The organism is Bacillus sp. LM 4-2 (genome assembly GCF_000978495.1).
Lineage (GTDB): Bacteria > Bacillota > Bacilli > Bacillales > Bacillaceae > Bacillus > Bacillus subtilis.
The window spans coordinates 351,433-369,129 of sequence record NZ_CP011101.1; the positions used below are offsets into that span (position 1 = coordinate 351,433).

Genomic DNA, 17,697 nt, shown 5'->3' on the forward strand with positions numbered 1-17,697 from the left:
TGCCTCATCCTTTCTTATATGCACCCGTCTCTACAGTCGGGTTTTGAATCAGTGACAGATCTGTTTGGAGGCTTTCCAGCAGCTGTGCCCTTAGGTCTTCTTCGAATAGCACTTCTCTGATATGAACGATCCCGAGACGGTCTATCCACTGATGAACACCTTCTAAGTAATGAGCCGTTTCCCGATAATACTGGATCAGTCCTTTGATCATGCCGGCAGTGCTGTCTTCGTTCTCAGTCACGCAAAACAAAGCTCCTGAACGGGCATGAGTTCCCCGGACGCCGCCGATGTGAATGTCCCAGCCAGCTTGTCTCCGAATTGCGCCGACATCTTGCAGGGCGGCATCGGTGCAGTCTGTTTCACATGATAAGCTGATAGAAATGGGAGCGGGTAAGGGAAGCATCTCAAGTTGTCTTTCGATTTGGGCTGCCAGCTGCTGAATTGATCGATTTTGCCCGCATGTACATGCTTTGATGCTTTGCAGCGCGTGTCGGTGTTCATTAGTGTAAACGGGCATCTTCAGGTCTTTTTTTATGTTCGGGAGATCCGCAGGCTTGATCCCGGAAAGCTTCAGCCTTTGGCCGTGAGTGATGGATACGTCGGGAATGCTGTATGCCTCAATGATGTTGGCGATGGTTCTTAGCTGCTCCGCGTTTGTCCGCCCGCCGTACATTTGCGGGATCAGGATGCATGTCTCTTCAGTGGCTGGCTCAGGCTGGACAAACCCAGGGTACAGCATTTCCAGATAGTATTGAATCGCAGGAACACAAGTACTGCATCCGTTTTTTGTTTTCCAGTCAAGCTGGTTCATCACTTCTGCCGGATTAGTGAATGGCCTGCGCTGAAGCTCAGCGATGATGTCGTCTTCTGTAAAATCAGTACAGCTGCAAAACGAAGGTGTGCCGGCGGGCTTCGTATATTCGCTGTTGGTCATGTGCCTCAAAAGGTCTTCAACGAGCGGTTTGCATCCTCCGCAGGACCCAGTGGCTTTGGTGCAGTGCTTGACTTCCTCAACAGTTGTTAAGCTATTCGTGTGCACCGCTTCTTCAATCGCGCCTTTCGTCACTGTGTTGCATTGGCAAATCGTTTCACTGGAAGGCATGGATTCAAATAAAGGGCCGCTTGTCTCCGGTTCGATGATCTGCTTTTTGACAATGGAGATGTCTCGTTGTTTAAGGAGGCTGTCGAGAAGCCGCTGCTTGTCACGGGTGTCTCCGAATAAAATAACGCCGGCCAGTTTTTCATCTACAAAAAGCGCTTTTTTATAAACGCCTGCTTGTTCGTCGTAGATTTTGATGCTCGTCGTGCGTTCATCCTCTTGGATCTTTCCTGCTGACCACACATCGATTCCAGCTATTTTTAACGCCGCTGATGGTGCTGAGCCTTGATATTCCTCACATGGAACGCCGCAAATATGACTGGCGAGCGCTTTTCCCTGCTCATAAAGCGGAGCCACCAATCCGTACACCGTTCCGTTATGCTCAGCGCATTCACCAACGGCGTAGATATTCGGTTCGCTTGTCTGCATGAAGTCATTCACGATGATCCCGCGGTTCACTTTGATTCCAGCGGATACAGCCAATTCAATATTCGGTTTGACGCCGGCCGCCATCACAATCAAGTCTGCTTTTAATGAAGAGCCATCTTTAAAATGGATTCGGTCTGCCTTCGTGGCGCCGGAAATGGAGACGGTGTCTTTCTCCAAAAGAAAGGTTAGGCCTTTTTGTTCCAGCTCTGTTTGCAGCAGCCGCGCCGCTGTTTGATCGAGCTGTTTTTGCATAATGCCGGCGGAGTGGTGAATGACGCTGACATCCATACCGAGATGCTGTAAACCTACTGCAGCTTCCAGTCCTAATAAGCCGGCTCCGATTACCGCAGCCTTTTGAAAGTGCTGGGCCATGTTCATCAGCGCTTGGCAGTCTTCTATTGTCCGAAATCCATAGACACCTTTTTTGTCTGCCCCGGGGATAGGGAGAATATGAGGGGAGGAGCCTGTTGCCACTATTAATTTGTCATACGACAGAGTGCGTTTCCGATCTGTGATGACCTGCTGCTGATCTGTATCAATCTGAATAACCGTTTCGCCTGTGTAAAGCGTGATCCCGTGCTTGTCGTACCAATCCTTGCTGTTCAGTGTAATATCATCGAGTGACGCTTCACCCTGCAATACAGAGGATAAGAGAATGCGATTGTAATTGGGATGCGGCTCGCTTCCGAAAATGACAATCTCAAACATGTGGCGATTCAGCTTTAATACTTCTTCAATACAGCGGATTCCGGCCATGCCGTTTCCCGCTAACACCAATCTTTGTTTCTTCATGTATCAGACCTCCTTTGGCGAAGCTCGTAAGTTTTCTCCTATTAAAAATTATGTCACAATGCACTGTTAACGCATTAAACGTGTCACAAAAACTTACACATGTCTTTTCCAGAAAATAAGGGTCCTATATCCTTGATTCAGAAAATGTAAAATAATGAGGGTCTAGAAAGGGGAATCTTATGAAGCTGTCGGAACTGAAAACTAGCGGTCATCCACTCACGTTGCTCTGTTCCTTTTTATACTTTGATGTCAGTTTTATGATATGGGTTATGCTTGGGGCGCTGGGTGTTTATATTTCTCAGGATTTTGGCCTGTCTCCTTTTGAGAAAGGGCTTGTCGTAGCTGTGCCGATTTTATCTGGATCAGTGTTTCGTATCATTCTTGGTATTTTAACGGACAGAATCGGACCGAAAAAAACGGCAGTGATCGGGATGCTGGTGTCGATGATTCCGCTGCTTTGGGGGACATTAGGCGGCCGTTCCCTGACTGAGCTGTATGCCATCGGGATTCTGCTTGGCGTGGCGGGGGCAAGCTTTGCTGTAGCGCTGCCTATGGCCAGCCGATGGTATCCGCCTCATTTGCAGGGGCTTGCGATGGGGATTGCCGGAGCGGGGAACAGCGGCACGTTGTTTGCAACCCTGTTTGGCCCTCGTCTGGCGGAGCAGTTCGGCTGGCACATTGTCATGGGAATTGCGCTAATTCCATTATTGATCGTCTTTATTCTTTTTGTATCCATGGCAAAGGATTCCCCTGCACAGCCGTCTCCCCAGCCGCTCAAAAGCTATCTGCATGTGTTCGGGCAAAAGGAAACATGGTTTTTCTGCCTGCTGTACAGCGTCACATTTGGCGGATTTGTCGGGCTCTCAAGCTTTTTATCTATTTTCTTTGTTGATCAATACCAGCTGTCAAAAATTCACGCAGGGGACTTCGTTACATTATGTGTGGCGGCGGGGAGCTTTTTCCGGCCTGTCGGGGGCTTGATTTCGGATCGTGTCGGCGGCACGAAAGTTCTTTCTGTATTGTTTGTCATCGTGGCACTGTGTATGGCCGGAGTCAGCAGCCTGCCATCTCTTTCAATGGTTATTGTTCTATTGTTTGTCGGAATGATGGGGCTCGGAATGGGAAACGGCGCAGTATTCCAGCTCGTACCGCAGCGTTTTCGCAAAGAAATTGGCATGGTGACGGGAATCGTCGGTGCGGCCGGAGGAATCGGAGGGTTTTTCCTGCCGAACATCTTAGGATCTCTCAAACAGATGACAGGCACATATGCTATCGGTTTTATCACGTTTTCCTGTATCGCGCTGCTGGCGTTTGCACTTGTCCTTGCCGCAGGCTATTACTGGCGGAAAAGCTGGAGCGCGGAAAGCAGCCCGGCGGATGTTTAGGATTTTGACGGACACGCATTTGTGCGTGTCTTTTTTATTTTCTCTTGATTTTCAACAGTGAACCGATCAAAATAAATAGTAATTATTACGATTTGTTAGTGAGAGGAGTTTTCTGAATGAATCAACATACGCTGCTCCCGAAAAAAACGGAGCGTCTTCAATACTTTGGATCGGTCAGTCCGATCAAAGGCGAGAAACCAGTGGAAAAAGAGAAAATGAAGGACCTGCAAAATATCAGGAAGGATTATTTTTTTGACATTCAGCATGTAGGTGTAGCTAATGTGTCCCATCCAGTCACAATCACTTCTGCCATGATGCCTGCCGAGCAAACAACGGCTGCGAACTTTACAATGACTTGTAATTTGCCGAGAAATCAGAAGGGGATTAACATGAGCCGGTTAACAGAGCTGCTGCAAGTCTATCATCAAAATGGCTGGATTCTCTCATTTTCCTCTCTTCAGCAATTTACGAAAGAGCTTGCAGAAAACATGGACACATCATCTGCCACAGTTGAAGTGAGGTTTCCGTGGTTTTTCGAACGGAAAAGCCCGAAGCTTGAGAAAGCGGGTTTGATGCATGCTGATATATTCATGTCTGTCACCTATCGCAAAGATCAGCCGTTTAAACAGCGTGCCGGCATCTCAGCAAAAGTAACGACTCTGTGCCCTTGCTCCAAGGAAATCAGCGAATACAGTGCCCATAATCAGAGGGGAACGGTCAGCATTTGGGCGGATATTCACCCGGCCGCATCGCTGCCAAGTGATGTTAAAGCTGATTTGCTTCACGCCGCAGAATCAAATGCTTCTGCGAGACTGCATCCGGTATTGAAGCGGCCTGATGAAAAAGCCGTGACAGAAACGGCCTATGAAAACCCGAGATTTGTTGAGGATCTCGCCCGGCTGATTGCTGCAGATTTGTTTGAGCTTGAATGGGTGTCAGCCTTTGAGATTGAATGCCGAAATGAAGAATCGATCCATCTTCACGATGCCTATGCGAAGCTGTGTTTTTCGAAGGAAGTGGATAAAATATGAAACTCTCATTATTCATTATTGCAGTTCTTATGCCAGTCATCCTGCTGTCAGCCTGCTCCGATCATGCAGAAGAACACGCAAGTATCAATACAAAGAAAACGGTCGAAAACATAACGGACGTTCGAAAAACAGCAAAAACAAGCATTGATTGGACAAAGCCTTCGGGCGGAGAATACCCGGATATTAAACAGAAGCATGTCTGGATTGATGTGAATGTGAAGGAGCAGAAGGCTTACATCAAGGAAGGAAGCAACACCATCTATACAATGATGATTTCTTCTGGTCTTGATCAAACAAAAGATGATGCTACGCCAAAGGGCACCTTTTATGTAGAGCCTGAACGGGGAGAATGGTTTTTCTCCGAAGGATACCAGGAAGGCGCAGAATACTGGGTATCATGGAAAAATCACGGTGAATTTTTATTTCATAGTGTGCCAATGACTAAGGATCAAAAAGTCATCAAAACGGAAGCAGAAAAACTAGGAACGAAAGCATCTCACGGATGTATCAGGCTGACCATTCCAGATGCGAAATGGGTATATGAAAATATCCCTGAACATACAAAAGTGGTGATCAGCTGAATTGAAAACCGTTGACAAAAAGGAAAAAAGACCATACAATTTAAATCGTAACAATTACGTTTTATGATAAATGGCTTATCATTGTCTGTGCATCTGTGAAAAGCGGAAAGGCATCGATTAAGGATCTTGCTGTCGGCAAAGGCAAGGATTTGCGATGGGGAAAAGGAATTAAACGCGGTTGGAGCCTTTACTGATTTAGAAATCGGGTGGCAGCGAGAAATAAGCGCGAATAGCTGCTCTACACCATTGTACATACGGCGAAGTATTCAATTTAAATCGTAATCATTCTATTTTAATGGAGGCACTATTATGAAAAAAATTCCGGTTACCGTACTGAGCGGTTATCTAGGTGCGGGAAAAACAACATTGCTGAACAGCATTCTGCAAAATCGCGAAGGCTTGAAAATAGCGGTTATCGTAAACGATATGAGCGAGGTGAACATTGACGCGGGCTTGGTCAAGCAGGAAGGGGGCCTTTCCAGAACAGATGAAAAGCTTGTGGAAATGTCAAACGGCTGCATTTGCTGCACGCTTCGCGAAGACTTATTAATTGAAGTTGAGAAGCTGGCAAAAGACGGACGGTTTGATTATATCGTCATCGAATCAACAGGAATCAGCGAACCGATCCCGGTGGCCCAGACTTTCTCTTATATCGATGAAGAGATGGGAATCGATCTTACAAAATTTTGTCAGCTGGATACGATGGTGACAGTGGTTGATGCCAACCGTTTTTGGCATGATTATCAGTCAGGTGAAAGCCTTCTGGACCGCAAAGAAGCATTGGGGGAAGAGGATGAAAGAGAAATCGCCGACCTCTTGATCGATCAAATTGAGTTTTGCGATGTACTGATCTTAAATAAATGTGATTTGGTCAGCGAGCAAGAGCTCGAACAGCTTGAAAAAGTTCTTCGTAAACTGCAGCCAAGAGCCAGGTTCATTCGTTCCGTCAAAGGAAATGTAAAACCGCAGGAGATTTTGCATACAGGGTTATTTAACTTCGAGGAAGCGAGCGGATCGGCCGGCTGGATTCAAGAACTGACGGCAGGCCATGCGGAACACACCCCGGAAACAGAAGAATACGGTATCTCTTCATTTGTATATAAGAGACGTTTGCCGTTTCATTCTACACGATTTTACCGTTGGTTGGATCAAATGCCAAAGAACGTGGTACGTGCCAAAGGAATCGTCTGGTGCGCATCTCATAACAACCTTGCTTTGCTGATGTCGCAAGCAGGTCCGTCGGTTACGATTGAGCCTGTATCTTATTGGGTGGCGGCGCTGCCGAAGCTTGAGCAGGAGCAAGTCAAACAGCAGGAGCCGGAAATCCTGGAGGAGTGGGACCCGGAGTTCGGCGACCGCCTAACGCAGCTAGTTTTTATCGGAACTGACCTGGATGAAGAAACGATCACGAAAGAGCTTGATCAATGCCTGTTGACTGAGTATGAATTTGATTCCGACTGGTCGCTGTTTGAGGACCCGTTTAAATGGAAGCTGAATCAATAGAAAAAAAGCCGTCCCCTGGGGAGCGGCTTTTTTTAATGAAACGTTTGTTTAAACATAATGAGCGTATTTTTTCTCAAGGATATTCTGAAAGACCGCGGCAATGGAGCAGATGGCCCAATAAATGAGAGCGGTCAGAATATACATGGTCATATAATCAAACTCTCTGCCCCCGATGATTTTCGCATGCTGGAGCAATTCCGGCACTGTAATCATCGCAGCGAGAGATGACGCCTTGATTAAGTCGAGCAACACATTGGCAAGCGGAGGCAGCGCAATACGTATCGATTGCGGCAAAATGATGCCCCTCATCGTCTGCCAATAGGAAAGACCCAGCGAGGATGCGGCTTCCCACTGTCCTTTTTCGACGGATGAAATGGCTGATCGGTTAATTTCCGCAATGTAGGCGGCGCTGTTAAGGCTAAAGCCGATTAAAGCAGCCGTGACCGCGGAAAATTGAATGCCGATATAAGGAAACCCGAAATAAAGGATAAACAAAATCACTAAAATCGGAACGCCCCGCATAAATGAGATATAGAGCTTCGCTGGCCATCTTAACAAAGCAAGCTTAGACATTCTGGCGAGTGATATGAACAGGCCGATCACAGTTCCCGCAAACATGCTTACAAAAGAGATGAGCAGTGTATACCCAATGCCTTTTATGACATAAGGGAACGATTCAATAGCCAGCTTCGTGTTGAAAATATATTCCCATTGAATGCTATTGATCATGGCGTCCGATTACAAATCAACGTCCTGAACGTCGGCATCAATTTTTTTTGATACATCTGCTTTATTGAAGAATTGTTTCGACAGTTTAGTCAAAGAGCCATCCTTGCTCATCTCTTTCAATGCTTCGTTCATCTTTTTCTGAAGTGCCGCATTGCTTTTTTTCATGACAAGGGCCTGTTTGTTCGGCATGTACTTGATGTCAGGATGAATTGTAATGTTGAGATCCGGGAATGCCGCGAGCGCAAGTGTCTGCAGGTAATAGTCGTTTAAAATGACGTCAGTGCGTCCGTTGGCAACATCTTTTAAATATTGCTCATTCGTCGCATTATCATAAATCACTTCTTTGGCGCCGTATTTTCTCGCGACCTCCATGTAGACGGTTGTAGCCGCGCCAGCCGCTTTCTTCCCTTTTAAATCCTTAAGCGTTTTAATCCCTGATAAATCGTCTTTTCGGACAATTGCCGTACCGTATGAATATTTATATGGAGTAGAAAATGCGAACTTCTTCTCGCGGTCCTTCGTCACATCGATGTCATTCGCGGCTGCGTCAACCTGTCCGCTGTTCACCGCTGTCAGCATCCCATCAATGCCCATCTCCTTGAACTCAACCTTCAGTCCCAGGCGTTTTGCCGCTTCACGAACGACTTCAACCTCGTAGCCCGTCAGCTTATCGGAGCCAGAGTCGGTATCATGATAAGAAGTGGGATAAAGCGTACCTGATGTAGCGACTACGATTTTCCCTTTGTCCTTGATTTGCTCCCAGCCTGTATCCTTGGAATCGGCTTCATTTTTGCCGGAACAGGCTGCCAATATAAGAAAGAAAGCCATTGTGAAACTGAATATAACGGCTTTGGATTGCTTGAATGATTTCACCTATAGTTCCCCCAATCTGTTAATCAACTAAAAAGATAGCATTGAACATAAGGGGTTGCAATATGTTGATCACGTTTTCAAAAAGTTCGAATTGTGTATACAAAAGGCATAGTGGGTGTTTAAAAGCGTCTATGAAGGGAAGAGGTGATGAAAAAAGGAGTTGTCCAAGGATGAATGCCAGACGTGCATGGATAGGAGCTTGTGAAGTGAAGGTGCAGCAGATCCGTCATTCATCTATGCCAATACCGTAAGAAATGGTCAAGAAGCATGAAACCGATCTTCAGAATAAATTAAGTCTTGCTGATGCCCCTAAGGCATATGACATATTCGATAAGAAAGAAAATGGAAACATTTAAACCATAATGGGGGCAAATGAATATTTACAAACCATCCGGATTGTACTGCTGTACTCTATTTTGCTGCCGGTGTTTTGGCGCGGCTACCTTATCGGAAAAAGAATCTGCGGAATCAGAATCGTAAAAAAAGACGGATCACAAGTCAGCCTGTTAACAATGTTTTTACGGGTTATTGTAGCCGGCCTAGTTTACGCTATAACCTTCGGACTCGGCTTGATCGCCAGCCTGATTCTGATTGCCGTACGAGAAGACAAACGGACCCTGCATGATTTAATCGCGGGAACGTATGTCACTTATGCGACGCCAGGTGAAGAAGAACTTAATGCTGACGAAGAGATTAGAAAGAGCGAATAATGGTTCGCTCTTTTTATTTTTATGCATAAAAAATACAAGGCAGCAAAACATATGAAAAATAGGATTGGAGGAATAAATTGGATGAAACGAATAACCATCAACATCATCACAATGTTCATTGCAGCGGCTGTCATTTCTCTGACCGGTACAGCAGAGGCCGCTGAAAAACAGCAGCAGCCTCCCGCAAATGTTACACTGACAGATCAGCAAAAGAAAGAGATTGAACAACTGGAAGCAGAGATTCTTAAAAAGCGCAAAGACGTGATCTCAAAGTATGTACAATACGGTATCCTGCCTAAAGAAAGAGGAGAACACATCAAAAATCACTTGGACAAACACTTTGAAATGATGAAACAAAACGGCTTTGTTCCAAAGCACCATCCTCATCCGCATAAATTTGAAAAAAGACATTAAAATGGTAAGCATCCAATTGGAATTGGGTGCTTTTTTATTGTTAAAAGTTACTGAATGAATTTTCCGGAAAAATATATCGCTTTTGTTGATTATATCTTATAATAAGATATAAATGGGGTGTATAATGATGGAAATGGATTTAATCTCTAAACTTAATCAGCAGTGGACAGATATTTATTATTTATTACATTATCAACATAAAGATAATATTTCTCACCAGGCAATACGGATTATGCAGCATATTGAAAAGCAAGGTGAGGCAACAATAGGAGCTTTGGCTGAATACTTGTCTGTCTCTCACAATACGGCGTCAGAGCATACTAAACGTTTGATTCAAAAGGGATTTATAGCTAAACGGCGAAGTCAACAGGATGAACGAAAAGTTTTAGTTTTCTTAACACAAGAAGGAAGATCTGTTCTTGAACAGCATACACAGCTAGATAAAGAGAAATTAAAAGAAATAATTGAACGAATGAGCACATCAGAAAAGGAATTACTTGAACAGGCATTTGAACTTTTAAGTAGGGAAGCTAAACAATGGCAGTTTTAAGTAAAGTAATCATCTCTGCGTTGATTATCGGTTTTGTTACTGAAATATCAAAAAGACATCCGACCTATGGCGGCATCATTGCTGCTTTGCCCTTGGTCAGCTTATTAAGCCTTTTTTGGATGCAAATACAAGGTGAAAAAACAGCTCAATTAAGTCAATTTGCATCTGGTGTGCTTACAGGAATCCCAGCTACAGTTTGTTTACTAGCTATTTTGGCTTTTTTGCTGAAAATTCATGTGCCGTTTTGGTTTGCATTATGTGTTGGAATACTAGGATGGGCTATGTTTTTATGGATGCAGAAGATCTTTCTCAATATATTATTTAACTGAGTATAGAAAGGAGATGCTATGTTTTTAAAAAAGGTTACTCTTCTTCGAGATAAGATTTTGGACTTTGACAGATTTCCTTTTACTATCCCGGCTATAAGTCAATTAAATGACATCTTATTTACTAGCCAAGTGACTTTTTTTGTGGGGGAAAATGGATCTGGGAAATCTACTTTGCTTGAAGCGATAGCAGATAAGTGTGAATTCAATACAGCGGGCGGAAGCAGAAATAATGTCTATGAATTACGGGAGTCAGATTCCCATTTAGGAGATTACATACGTTTATCTTGGCTTCCAAAGGTAACAAATGGCTTCTTCTTAAGGGCTGAATCGTTTTATCATCTTTCTCTTCATCTGGATGAGATGGAACTAGATGCTCCTCAGCCATACCGTTCCTATGGAGGGAGGCCGCTACACAATCAATCACATGGAGAGTCCTTTATGTCTCTATTCCGTCATCGTTTTAAAGAGAAAGCGATTTACCTTTTAGATGAGCCAGAAGCAGCACTTTCTCCATCTAGACAATTAGCTTTTTTGAGAGTTATACATGATTTGGTGAAGGGCGGAAATGTACAGATGATCATTGCGACTCACTCCCCAATCCTACTGGGCTATCCCAATGCTAATATTTTAAGCTTTGATGGTGGAAGAATACATCATATTGAATATGAGAATACAGAGCATGTTCAATTAACACGATATTTTCTTGGACAAAGAGAAAAAATATTAGCTGAGCTGTTCCGCGACTAACATCGAGTTGATATGAAACGCGTTTCATAGCTATGATAGGTTTATCAAATAATTCAGGAGTGATAAACACTATGATCCACCAGCATCCAGAATCTTTTTCGAAACATTTTTTGTGGGGCTCTGCTTCTGCAGCGTACCAGATTGAAGGCGCTTGGAATGAAGATGGCAAAGGCCCTTCTGTTTGGGATGTGTTTACGAAAATACCGGGCAAAACGTTTAAAGAAACCAATGGCGACATTGCGGTTGACCATTATCACCGATTTAAAGAAGATGTCGCTCTGATGGCTGAGATGGGGTTAAAAGCATATCGATTTTCCGTCAGCTGGCCACGGGTTTTTCCAAAAGGAAAAGGAGAGATCAATGAAGCAGGTCTAGCGTTTTACGATAGTCTGATTGATGAATTGCTTTCTCATCACATCGAGCCGGTTCTGACTTTATATCACTGGGATTTGCCTCAAGCGCTTATGGACGAATACGGCGGGTTTGAATCCAGAAACATCATAGAGGATTTTAATCACTATTGTATTACTCTTTATAAACGTTTTGGAGACAGGGTGAAATATTGGGTTACGTTAAATGAACAGAACTACAATTTTAATCACGGATTTATTACAGCCATGCATCCGCCTGGAGTGAAAGACAGAAAACGATTTTACGAAGCAAACCATATTGCGTTTCTGGCTAATGCAAAAGCCATCGAATCATTTAGAGAATATGTGCCTGAAGGCAAAATAGGTCCTAGCTTTGCTTATTCTCCGGCTTACCCTTTATCAAGCCATCCAGAGGATATACTGGCATTTGAAAACGCCGAAGAATTTATGAACAATTGGTGGCTTGACATGTATTGCTGGGGAACCTACCCGCAAATTCCATTCCGCTACTTGGAAAAACAGGGATGGGCGCCGACAATCGAAGCAGGAGATATGGAGCTGCTTGCCAAAGGGAAGCCTGATTTTGTAGGTGTCAATTATTATCAGACGATCACCTATGAACGAAATCCGCTTGATGGTGTGTCTGAAGGGAAAATGAATACGACAGGCCAAAAGGGAACCAATCAGGAGACGGGGATACCCGGAGTGTTCAAAACGAAAAAAAATCCGTATCTGACAACGAGCAACTGGGATTGGACAATTGACCCAATTGGGCTGCGTATCGGTCTTCGCCGAATTACAAGCCGCTATCAGCTTCCAGTGTTTATAACAGAGAACGGTTTGGGTGAATTTGATAAAGTTGAGGACGGCACTGTACAGGATGATTATCGAATTGATTATTTGCGTTCGCATCTTGAGCAATGCAGACAAGCCATCAGTGACGGTGTCGATTTAATCGGCTATTGCAGCTGGTCGTTTACTGATCTGTTAAGCTGGCTGAACGGCTACCAAAAAAGATACGGATTTGTATATGTCAATCGTGATGAAGAAAGCACATCCGATTTAAAACGCTTGAAGAAAAAAAGCTTTTATTGGTATCAAGATGTCATCAAGACGAACGGAGAAAGTTTATAAAGAGTCCCTGAGAGTTATTCTCTCAGGGGTTTTTCATTACACAGAAACAGCATCAATAATATAAGTGTCGGCGTGCAAATCTGACATTTCAGCCGGCACAGTCCAGCATGTCAATTGATAGTCTCCTTTAGGCAGATCAAAGGACAGTCTTTTAGACATGATGCTTTCAATATGAATTCCGTTTTCTGTGACATGAAAAGGAACAGTCACTTTTTTTTCGTAGGAGCTTACTGTTTCTGAACTGTTCAGGCGCAAAAGAATAAAGGCCTTTGTATTTCGCTGTGCCTCAAAGGAAATGGCTCCGTCTGCCGCAGCATATCCTTTTTCAATCGCTTCGTCAGTCCAATCCATTACAGGAGGTGTAGAATCCTTTTGAAATACAGTAAATTGATGATATGAAATCGAAAGTTCTTGCGGCTTCCATGATTTGATCAATGTGCTGTTCCTCCTCTATGTACTGTTTACTGAATTGTGAATAAAACCTTTGTGCCGTCTGGGTAATCGGTAAGCTGATGCCCGACCCAAGAGCCTGCTCCGCGGTTGTCAGCGGGAGAAATGTATTCTACAGAAGCTCCCTCACCGCCTTCTTTGCACATGGCCATTGGCCATTCATCTCTGTCATACCCCTTTTTGGAAGGTACGTCCTTTAATGATTGCTCGCGGCGTTCCTCAGCTCCGTCTCTGTCAATAGTGCACACCTCTGAGTGTCCCTCATTTATCGCATCCTTAATATGCTTGGCAGTTTCGGGATACCGGTCAGATGGGAAGGCGATTGTTTCATCATATTCTTTCGTTTGAGACGTTTTTTGATCAGTTGAAAAAAAGTCTCCTTTTATCAGACCGACAGCTGCAGCTGCTATGATGACGATGACGAGAAGTATCGTTTTTATGATGTCCGTCGTGATGTTCACCTCCCGCTTTTAAAACTGACACAAGAGTAATCCAGAAAGCATTTGGTGTAAAGGTTTAAATTTTATGTTTTACGCTCAGTTTATTGCAGAAATCGTAATTTTAGCAGATCGAAATATTTGTTTTCAGCAAAATACGATTGCCAATTTACAATAATGATAGTAAGTCATCAGCCGTTTTCGGCTTGATTAATCATTTTAAATTGGCTTATGATACCGGTAAGCTCCTCAGCTAATTGAGAAAGTGTTTCAGAAGCTGCGGTAATCTCCTCCATTGCAGCAAATTGCTCCTCTGTTAATGCAGCCGCTTGCCGGGTATTTTTAGTAGATTCTTTAATGTCGGCCGTATTGGCTGCAAAGGAATCATTTATATGATGTGCACTGGCTGAAATGTTTGTTACAGATGCTGATAAATCACTAATCTCGGCGCTGATTTCACCTGTTGCAGCTGCAATTTCCTTAAATGCATCTCTGGTGCGCTGGATCATGGTGACCCCTTCTGCAGCTTCTGTTTTCACATGCTCAACAGATCTTGCAGACCGGTTCATATCATTTTGTATTTCTATGATCAGTTTTGAAATCTGCCCCGCAGACTGTTGAGACTCTTCTGCTAATTTCCGTACTTCATCAGCAACAACAGCAAAGCCTTTTCCTTGTTCACCGGCTCTGGCAGCTTCAATCGCTGCATTCAGCGCAAGCAGGTTTGTCTGATCGGCAATTTGGGTGATGACCGATAAAATTTGCTCAATTTGTTTAGAGCGGCCGTCTAACTGGTGTATGATTTCTCCGCTTTTCTGAATTGACTGGTGAATCGCATCCATTTGCGCCTGTACATTTGCAATTTCCTTTTGTCCAATGTCTGCTTTTGATTGAGCGAGCTGCCCTTTGTCAGCGATAGCGGCAGTATTTGCAGAAATATCCCGGATGTCTGCTGAAGCTTGTTTTAATGAGCTTTCACTACTTTCAATTCGGGTGATTTGATCTTGGGCTCCATTTGCAATCTGCTGTACAGCTTCTGTGATTTTTTCTGAAGCTTGATTTGTTTCCTCTGCTCCAGCTGAGAGCTGCTGAGAGGCTGACGCAAGCTGAAGGGCTGATTGTTGTACGGTTTGTATGGTATCGTTCAGCTTCATTCTCATCTTATTATAATAGACGCTTAGTTCTGATAGCTCGTCACCGGTTTTGTCTGACACCTCTATTGTCATATCTCCGTTTCCGGCACTTTCAAAGGCGCTTTTTAAAGCGTTCAGCCGCTTGTTGATTTTTCTGGTGAAAACCAAGACAAGGATGACTGATACCATAATGACGATAACAAGAACGATAGCGAATTGAGTGAAAAGTGATTGTGTAAGTGATGCTAAAATACTTTGATTAGCTCCGGTATACAGCATGCCGATGATGTTGCCATTTTGATCTTTTAACGGCATGTATGCAGTCTGATAAGAAGAACCTGCTACATCTGCTTGTCCGTAAAAACGCTTTCCTTTCTTTAAAACAGCGGCAATAACTTCAGAAGAAGCCTGGGTGCCGACAGCTCTTTCGCCATTCTTCATGACATTGGTTGCAACACGAGTATCGCCTTGGAAAATGGTAATGGTATCACCTGTCTTTTCACCAAGCAGATCAACAATATCTTCATTTCCATTGATTTGTGTTTGCCCTTTATAGAGCTTATTGTTTTTCACCTGCCAGTCGCCTGACATGACATCATCAATATAAGTGCTGCTTAAAGCGAGATCACCTTTCGCTTTTTCAGTTGCCATTTGTTTCATGTTTTCTGTAATTTCCTTAAGCATCACAGTGCCAACTGATGCCGAAAACAAAAGAATCACCACGAAAACGAGGCAAAGAATTTTAGTTCCTAGCTTCATCTTAAATCGTTTTATCAACATAATTCCTCCCTTTACGATTTGTAGGTCATATTACTTATCGGGTTTTTGGGTTTAAAGTTTTATTTTAGAAAAAATAAAACCGACCTGATCTTCAGGCCGGTTGTGTGATGCTATTCAAGGTTTGCGTGGTGAGTGAACATAGTTTCAGAATCGAGTCCTTTTTTCTCCATGAGTTTTAAAATCACTGCATCATAGAAGAGCAGCAAAGTTTGTTCAAATAATGATCCCATTGGCTGAATGGTTTTATAGCTTCCGTTAGACTGGTCTTTAGGAGAACCAGGCATTCTGATGATGAGGTCCGCTTGTTTTCCGATGCTTGATTCCGGATTGATGGTTAAAGCGGCAACAATTCCGTGTAAGCTTTTTGCTTTTGCTGCGGTATGAATCAAGCTTTTTGTCTCGCCTGATCCTGAGCCGATAATAACTAGATCTCCTTCGGCGAGCGGCGGAGTGAGAATCTCACCTACAATATGGGCGTTGAAGCCCATGTGCATCAGTCTCATCGCGAAGGATTTTGCCATCAGGCCAGACCGCCCCGCACCCGCAGTGAAAATTTGGTGGGATGAAAGAATGTGATCGGCAAGCTGGTCAGCCTCTTCATTAGAAATATAAGCTGCTGAACGGTGTAACTCATTGAGAATTTCCGCTACGTATTCAGTCGTTTTCATAGGAGTTATCCTTGGACAATCAGCTGCTTCATTTTTGAAGCTGTTTCCGCCTTATCAGCTGCGCTTGTAATTCCGCCCCCAACAATGACAAGGTCAGGGTTTTGCTTGATCACTTCTGGCAGTGTATCAAGTTTGATGCCGCCCGCGATTGCGGTTTTTGCGTTTTTTACGGTATTTTTGATTGTCGTTAATTCTTCGAAAGAGTTTTTGCCCTCTGCTTGAAGATCATAGCCAGTGTGGACGCAGATGTAGTCAACACCGAGTGCGTCAATTTCTTTCGCACGGGATTCGATATCTTTCACGTTAATCATGTCCACTAAGATTTTCTTCTTTTGTTTTTTGGCTTCTTCTACTGCGCCTTTAATCGTTGCATCGTCTGTAGCCCCTAAAACGGTGATGATGTCAGCGCCTGCTTCCGACGCTTTCATAATTTCGTAGCCTCCGGCATCCATGATTTTCAGGTCTGCAAGAACCTTCAATTGAGGAAATGCTTCTTTTATTTCTTTAACGGCTCTTAGGCCTTCATTGATGACGACCGGTGTTCCGATTTCAACTACGTCGATGTATTGTTCTACCTCTTTGACGAGCTCAATGGCTTCCGGGATGTTGACGAGGTCTAATGCAAGCTGTAATTCCATTGTTGATCCACTCCCTTTTTCGAATTATTTTTCATTCTATAGGTTCCTTCTTTTGATGAGAAGTAGGCACTTTGAAGTCAACAAGTTACTTGGAGGATACTGTGAGGAGAGACAATCAGATTTCTTTCGCTTGATTTTATGAGTGAGTATAATGAAAAAAGAGTCTGCAAAAAAGTAAGTGATGATACGTATCTAACATACAAAAAGGTTACTAAGGGGGGGATTCTATTGAGCCGGATGGACGACAAAAGGTTTAATTGTGAGAAGGAATTAACGCTTGCAGTGATTGGCGGTAAATGGAAAATGCTCATTTTATGGCATTTAGGAAAAGAAGGCACAAAACGGTTCAATGAATTAAAAACATTGATTCCTGATATTACGCAGAAGATCCTCGTGAATCAGCTGAGAGAGCTTGAGCAGGATATGATTGTTCACAGGGAAGTGTATCCAGTTGTCCCGCCGAAGGTTGAATATTCTCTGACCCCGCACGGAGAAAGCCTCATGCCTATTCTTGAAGCCATGTATGAGTGGGGGAAAGGTTATATGGAATTGATTGATATCGACAAAAATGTCATGAAAGAATCGTTGTAAGACGCTCTTCGCAAGGGTGTCTTTTTTTTGCCTTTTTTTCGGTTTTTGCGCGGTACACATAGTCATGTAAAGATTGTAAATTGCATTCAGCAATAAAAAAAGATTGAACGCAGCAGTTTGGTTTAAAAATTTTTATTTTTCTGTAAATAATGTTTAGTGGAAATGATTGCGGCATCCCGCAAAAATATCCCTGTAAATAAACTGGAATCTTTCGGCATCCCGCATGAAACTTTTCACCCATTTTTCGGTGATAAAAACATTTTTTTCATTTAAAGTAAACGGTAGAAAGATAAAAAATATTGAAAACAATGAATAAATAGCCA

General features: G+C 43.5%; 19 protein-coding genes and 2 pseudogenes. 13 read left to right on the forward strand and 8 right to left on the reverse strand.

What is annotated here, in order from left to right; translation table 11 throughout:
* Window positions 1-4: 4 nt before the first annotated feature.
* Window positions 5-2,320: an assimilatory nitrate reductase electron transfer subunit NasB gene (gene nasB / locus bslm_RS01850; protein WP_014478785.1), complete on the reverse strand. Its 2,316-nt coding sequence runs from the start codon at window positions 2,318-2,320 to the stop codon at window positions 5-7.
* 179 nt (window positions 2,321-2,499) lie between these two features.
* Here nasB and bslm_RS01855 point away from each other — a divergent pair, with 179 nt between their 5' ends.
* The 5 genes and pseudogenes from bslm_RS01855 to zinU all read left to right on the forward strand — a co-directional run bounded on the left by bslm_RS01855 (window position 2,500) and on the right by zinU (window position 6,820).
* The gene (locus bslm_RS01855; RefSeq protein ID WP_046380775.1) at window positions 2,500-3,705 is read left to right on the forward strand and encodes an MFS transporter; all 1,206 of its coding nucleotides are present in this window, start codon (window positions 2,500-2,502) and stop codon (window positions 3,703-3,705) included.
* A 116-nt stretch (window positions 3,706-3,821) separates the two neighbouring features.
* Window positions 3,822-4,736, forward strand: a complete 915-nt coding sequence (gene folE2, locus bslm_RS01860) for a GTP cyclohydrolase FolE2 (RefSeq protein WP_003246378.1) — start codon at window positions 3,822-3,824, stop codon at window positions 4,734-4,736.
* Window positions 4,733-5,317, forward strand: a complete 585-nt coding sequence (locus bslm_RS01865; RefSeq protein ID WP_003246380.1) for a L,D-transpeptidase — start codon at window positions 4,733-4,735, stop codon at window positions 5,315-5,317. Before folE2 ends, bslm_RS01865 begins: the two co-directional genes overlap by 4 nt.
* Before the next feature lie 95 nt (window positions 5,318-5,412).
* Window positions 5,413-5,599 (forward strand): annotated as a pseudogene (locus bslm_RS20315) (hypothetical protein).
* 27 nt (window positions 5,600-5,626) lie between these two features.
* The gene (gene zinU / locus bslm_RS01870) at window positions 5,627-6,820 is read left to right on the forward strand and encodes a zinc metallochaperone ZinU (protein WP_046380776.1); all 1,194 of its coding nucleotides are present in this window, start codon (window positions 5,627-5,629) and stop codon (window positions 6,818-6,820) included.
* Window positions 6,821-6,868: 48 nt separating this feature from the next.
* Here the strand turns inward: zinU and bslm_RS01875 are convergent, their stop codons facing one another.
* Both bslm_RS01875 and bslm_RS01880 read right to left on the reverse strand, forming a co-directional pair.
* Window positions 6,869-7,549, reverse strand: a complete 681-nt coding sequence (locus bslm_RS01875; protein WP_024572176.1) for an amino acid ABC transporter permease — start codon at window positions 7,547-7,549, stop codon at window positions 6,869-6,871.
* 9 nt (window positions 7,550-7,558) lie between these two features.
* Complete coding sequence (locus tag bslm_RS01880) at window positions 7,559-8,422, reverse strand: transporter substrate-binding domain-containing protein (protein ID WP_029727074.1); 864 nt, start codon at window positions 8,420-8,422, stop codon at window positions 7,559-7,561.
* A 160-nt stretch (window positions 8,423-8,582) separates the two neighbouring features.
* Between bslm_RS01880 and bslm_RS21220 the strand changes: the two are divergent.
* The 7 genes and pseudogenes from bslm_RS21220 to bglC all read left to right on the forward strand — a co-directional run bounded on the left by bslm_RS21220 (window position 8,583) and on the right by bglC (window position 12,677).
* Window positions 8,583-8,778: pseudogene (locus bslm_RS21220) on the forward strand (hypothetical protein).
* Between the two features lie 6 nt (window positions 8,779-8,784).
* A complete protein-coding gene (locus tag bslm_RS01885; protein WP_082098065.1) occupies window positions 8,785-9,132 on the forward strand; it encodes an RDD family protein in 348 nt (115 codons plus the stop codon).
* Window positions 9,133-9,213: 81 nt separating this feature from the next.
* The gene (locus bslm_RS01890; RefSeq protein WP_015252849.1) at window positions 9,214-9,546 is read left to right on the forward strand and encodes a YckD family protein; all 333 of its coding nucleotides are present in this window, start codon (window positions 9,214-9,216) and stop codon (window positions 9,544-9,546) included.
* A gap of 127 nt (window positions 9,547-9,673) precedes the next feature.
* Window positions 9,674-10,096 carry a MarR family winged helix-turn-helix transcriptional regulator gene (locus bslm_RS01895; RefSeq protein ID WP_174616579.1) on the forward strand — a complete coding sequence of 141 codons (423 nt, stop codon included), beginning with the start codon at window positions 9,674-9,676 and terminating at the stop codon, window positions 10,094-10,096.
* A complete protein-coding gene (locus bslm_RS01900; RefSeq protein ID WP_032724911.1) occupies window positions 10,084-10,425 on the forward strand; it encodes a DUF3147 family protein in 342 nt (113 codons plus the stop codon). Before bslm_RS01895 ends, bslm_RS01900 begins: the two co-directional genes overlap by 13 nt.
* Window positions 10,426-10,443: 18 nt before the next feature.
* Entirely contained in the window at window positions 10,444-11,172 is a 729-nt protein-coding gene (locus bslm_RS01905) for an AAA family ATPase (RefSeq protein WP_046380777.1), read from the forward strand.
* A gap of 71 nt (window positions 11,173-11,243) precedes the next feature.
* Window positions 11,244-12,677 carry a 6-phospho-beta-glucosidase gene (gene bglC, locus bslm_RS01910; RefSeq protein WP_046380778.1) on the forward strand — a complete coding sequence of 478 codons (1,434 nt, stop codon included), beginning with the start codon at window positions 11,244-11,246 and terminating at the stop codon, window positions 12,675-12,677.
* Window positions 12,678-12,713: 36 nt separating this feature from the next.
* Here the strand turns inward: bglC and nin are convergent, their stop codons facing one another.
* The 5 genes from nin to hxlA all read right to left on the reverse strand — a co-directional run bounded on the left by nin (window position 12,714) and on the right by hxlA (window position 16,783).
* The gene (nin, locus tag bslm_RS01915) at window positions 12,714-13,112 is read right to left on the reverse strand and encodes a DNA-entry nuclease inhibitor (RefSeq protein WP_015715226.1); all 399 of its coding nucleotides are present in this window, start codon (window positions 13,110-13,112) and stop codon (window positions 12,714-12,716) included.
* A 26-nt stretch (window positions 13,113-13,138) separates the two neighbouring features.
* Window positions 13,139-13,588, reverse strand: a complete 450-nt coding sequence (gene nucA, locus bslm_RS01920; RefSeq protein ID WP_003234608.1) for a DNA-entry nuclease — start codon at window positions 13,586-13,588, stop codon at window positions 13,139-13,141.
* A 167-nt stretch (window positions 13,589-13,755) separates the two neighbouring features.
* Window positions 13,756-15,477, reverse strand: coding sequence for a methyl-accepting chemotaxis protein TlpC (tlpC, locus tag bslm_RS01925; RefSeq protein WP_046380779.1), 1,722 nt, complete (start codon window positions 15,475-15,477; stop codon window positions 13,756-13,758).
* Window positions 15,478-15,587: 110 nt separating this feature from the next.
* Window positions 15,588-16,145, reverse strand: a complete 558-nt coding sequence (gene hxlB, locus bslm_RS01930; RefSeq protein WP_003234605.1) for a 6-phospho-3-hexuloisomerase — start codon at window positions 16,143-16,145, stop codon at window positions 15,588-15,590.
* Between the two features lie 5 nt (window positions 16,146-16,150).
* A complete protein-coding gene (gene hxlA / locus bslm_RS01935; protein WP_003234604.1) occupies window positions 16,151-16,783 on the reverse strand; it encodes a 3-hexulose-6-phosphate synthase in 633 nt (210 codons plus the stop codon).
* Between the two features lie 228 nt (window positions 16,784-17,011).
* Between hxlA and hxlR the strand changes: the two genes are divergently transcribed.
* Window positions 17,012-17,374, forward strand: a complete 363-nt coding sequence (gene hxlR / locus bslm_RS01940) for a transcriptional activator HxlR (RefSeq protein WP_003246265.1) — start codon at window positions 17,012-17,014, stop codon at window positions 17,372-17,374.
* Window positions 17,375-17,697: the final 323 nt, after the last annotated feature.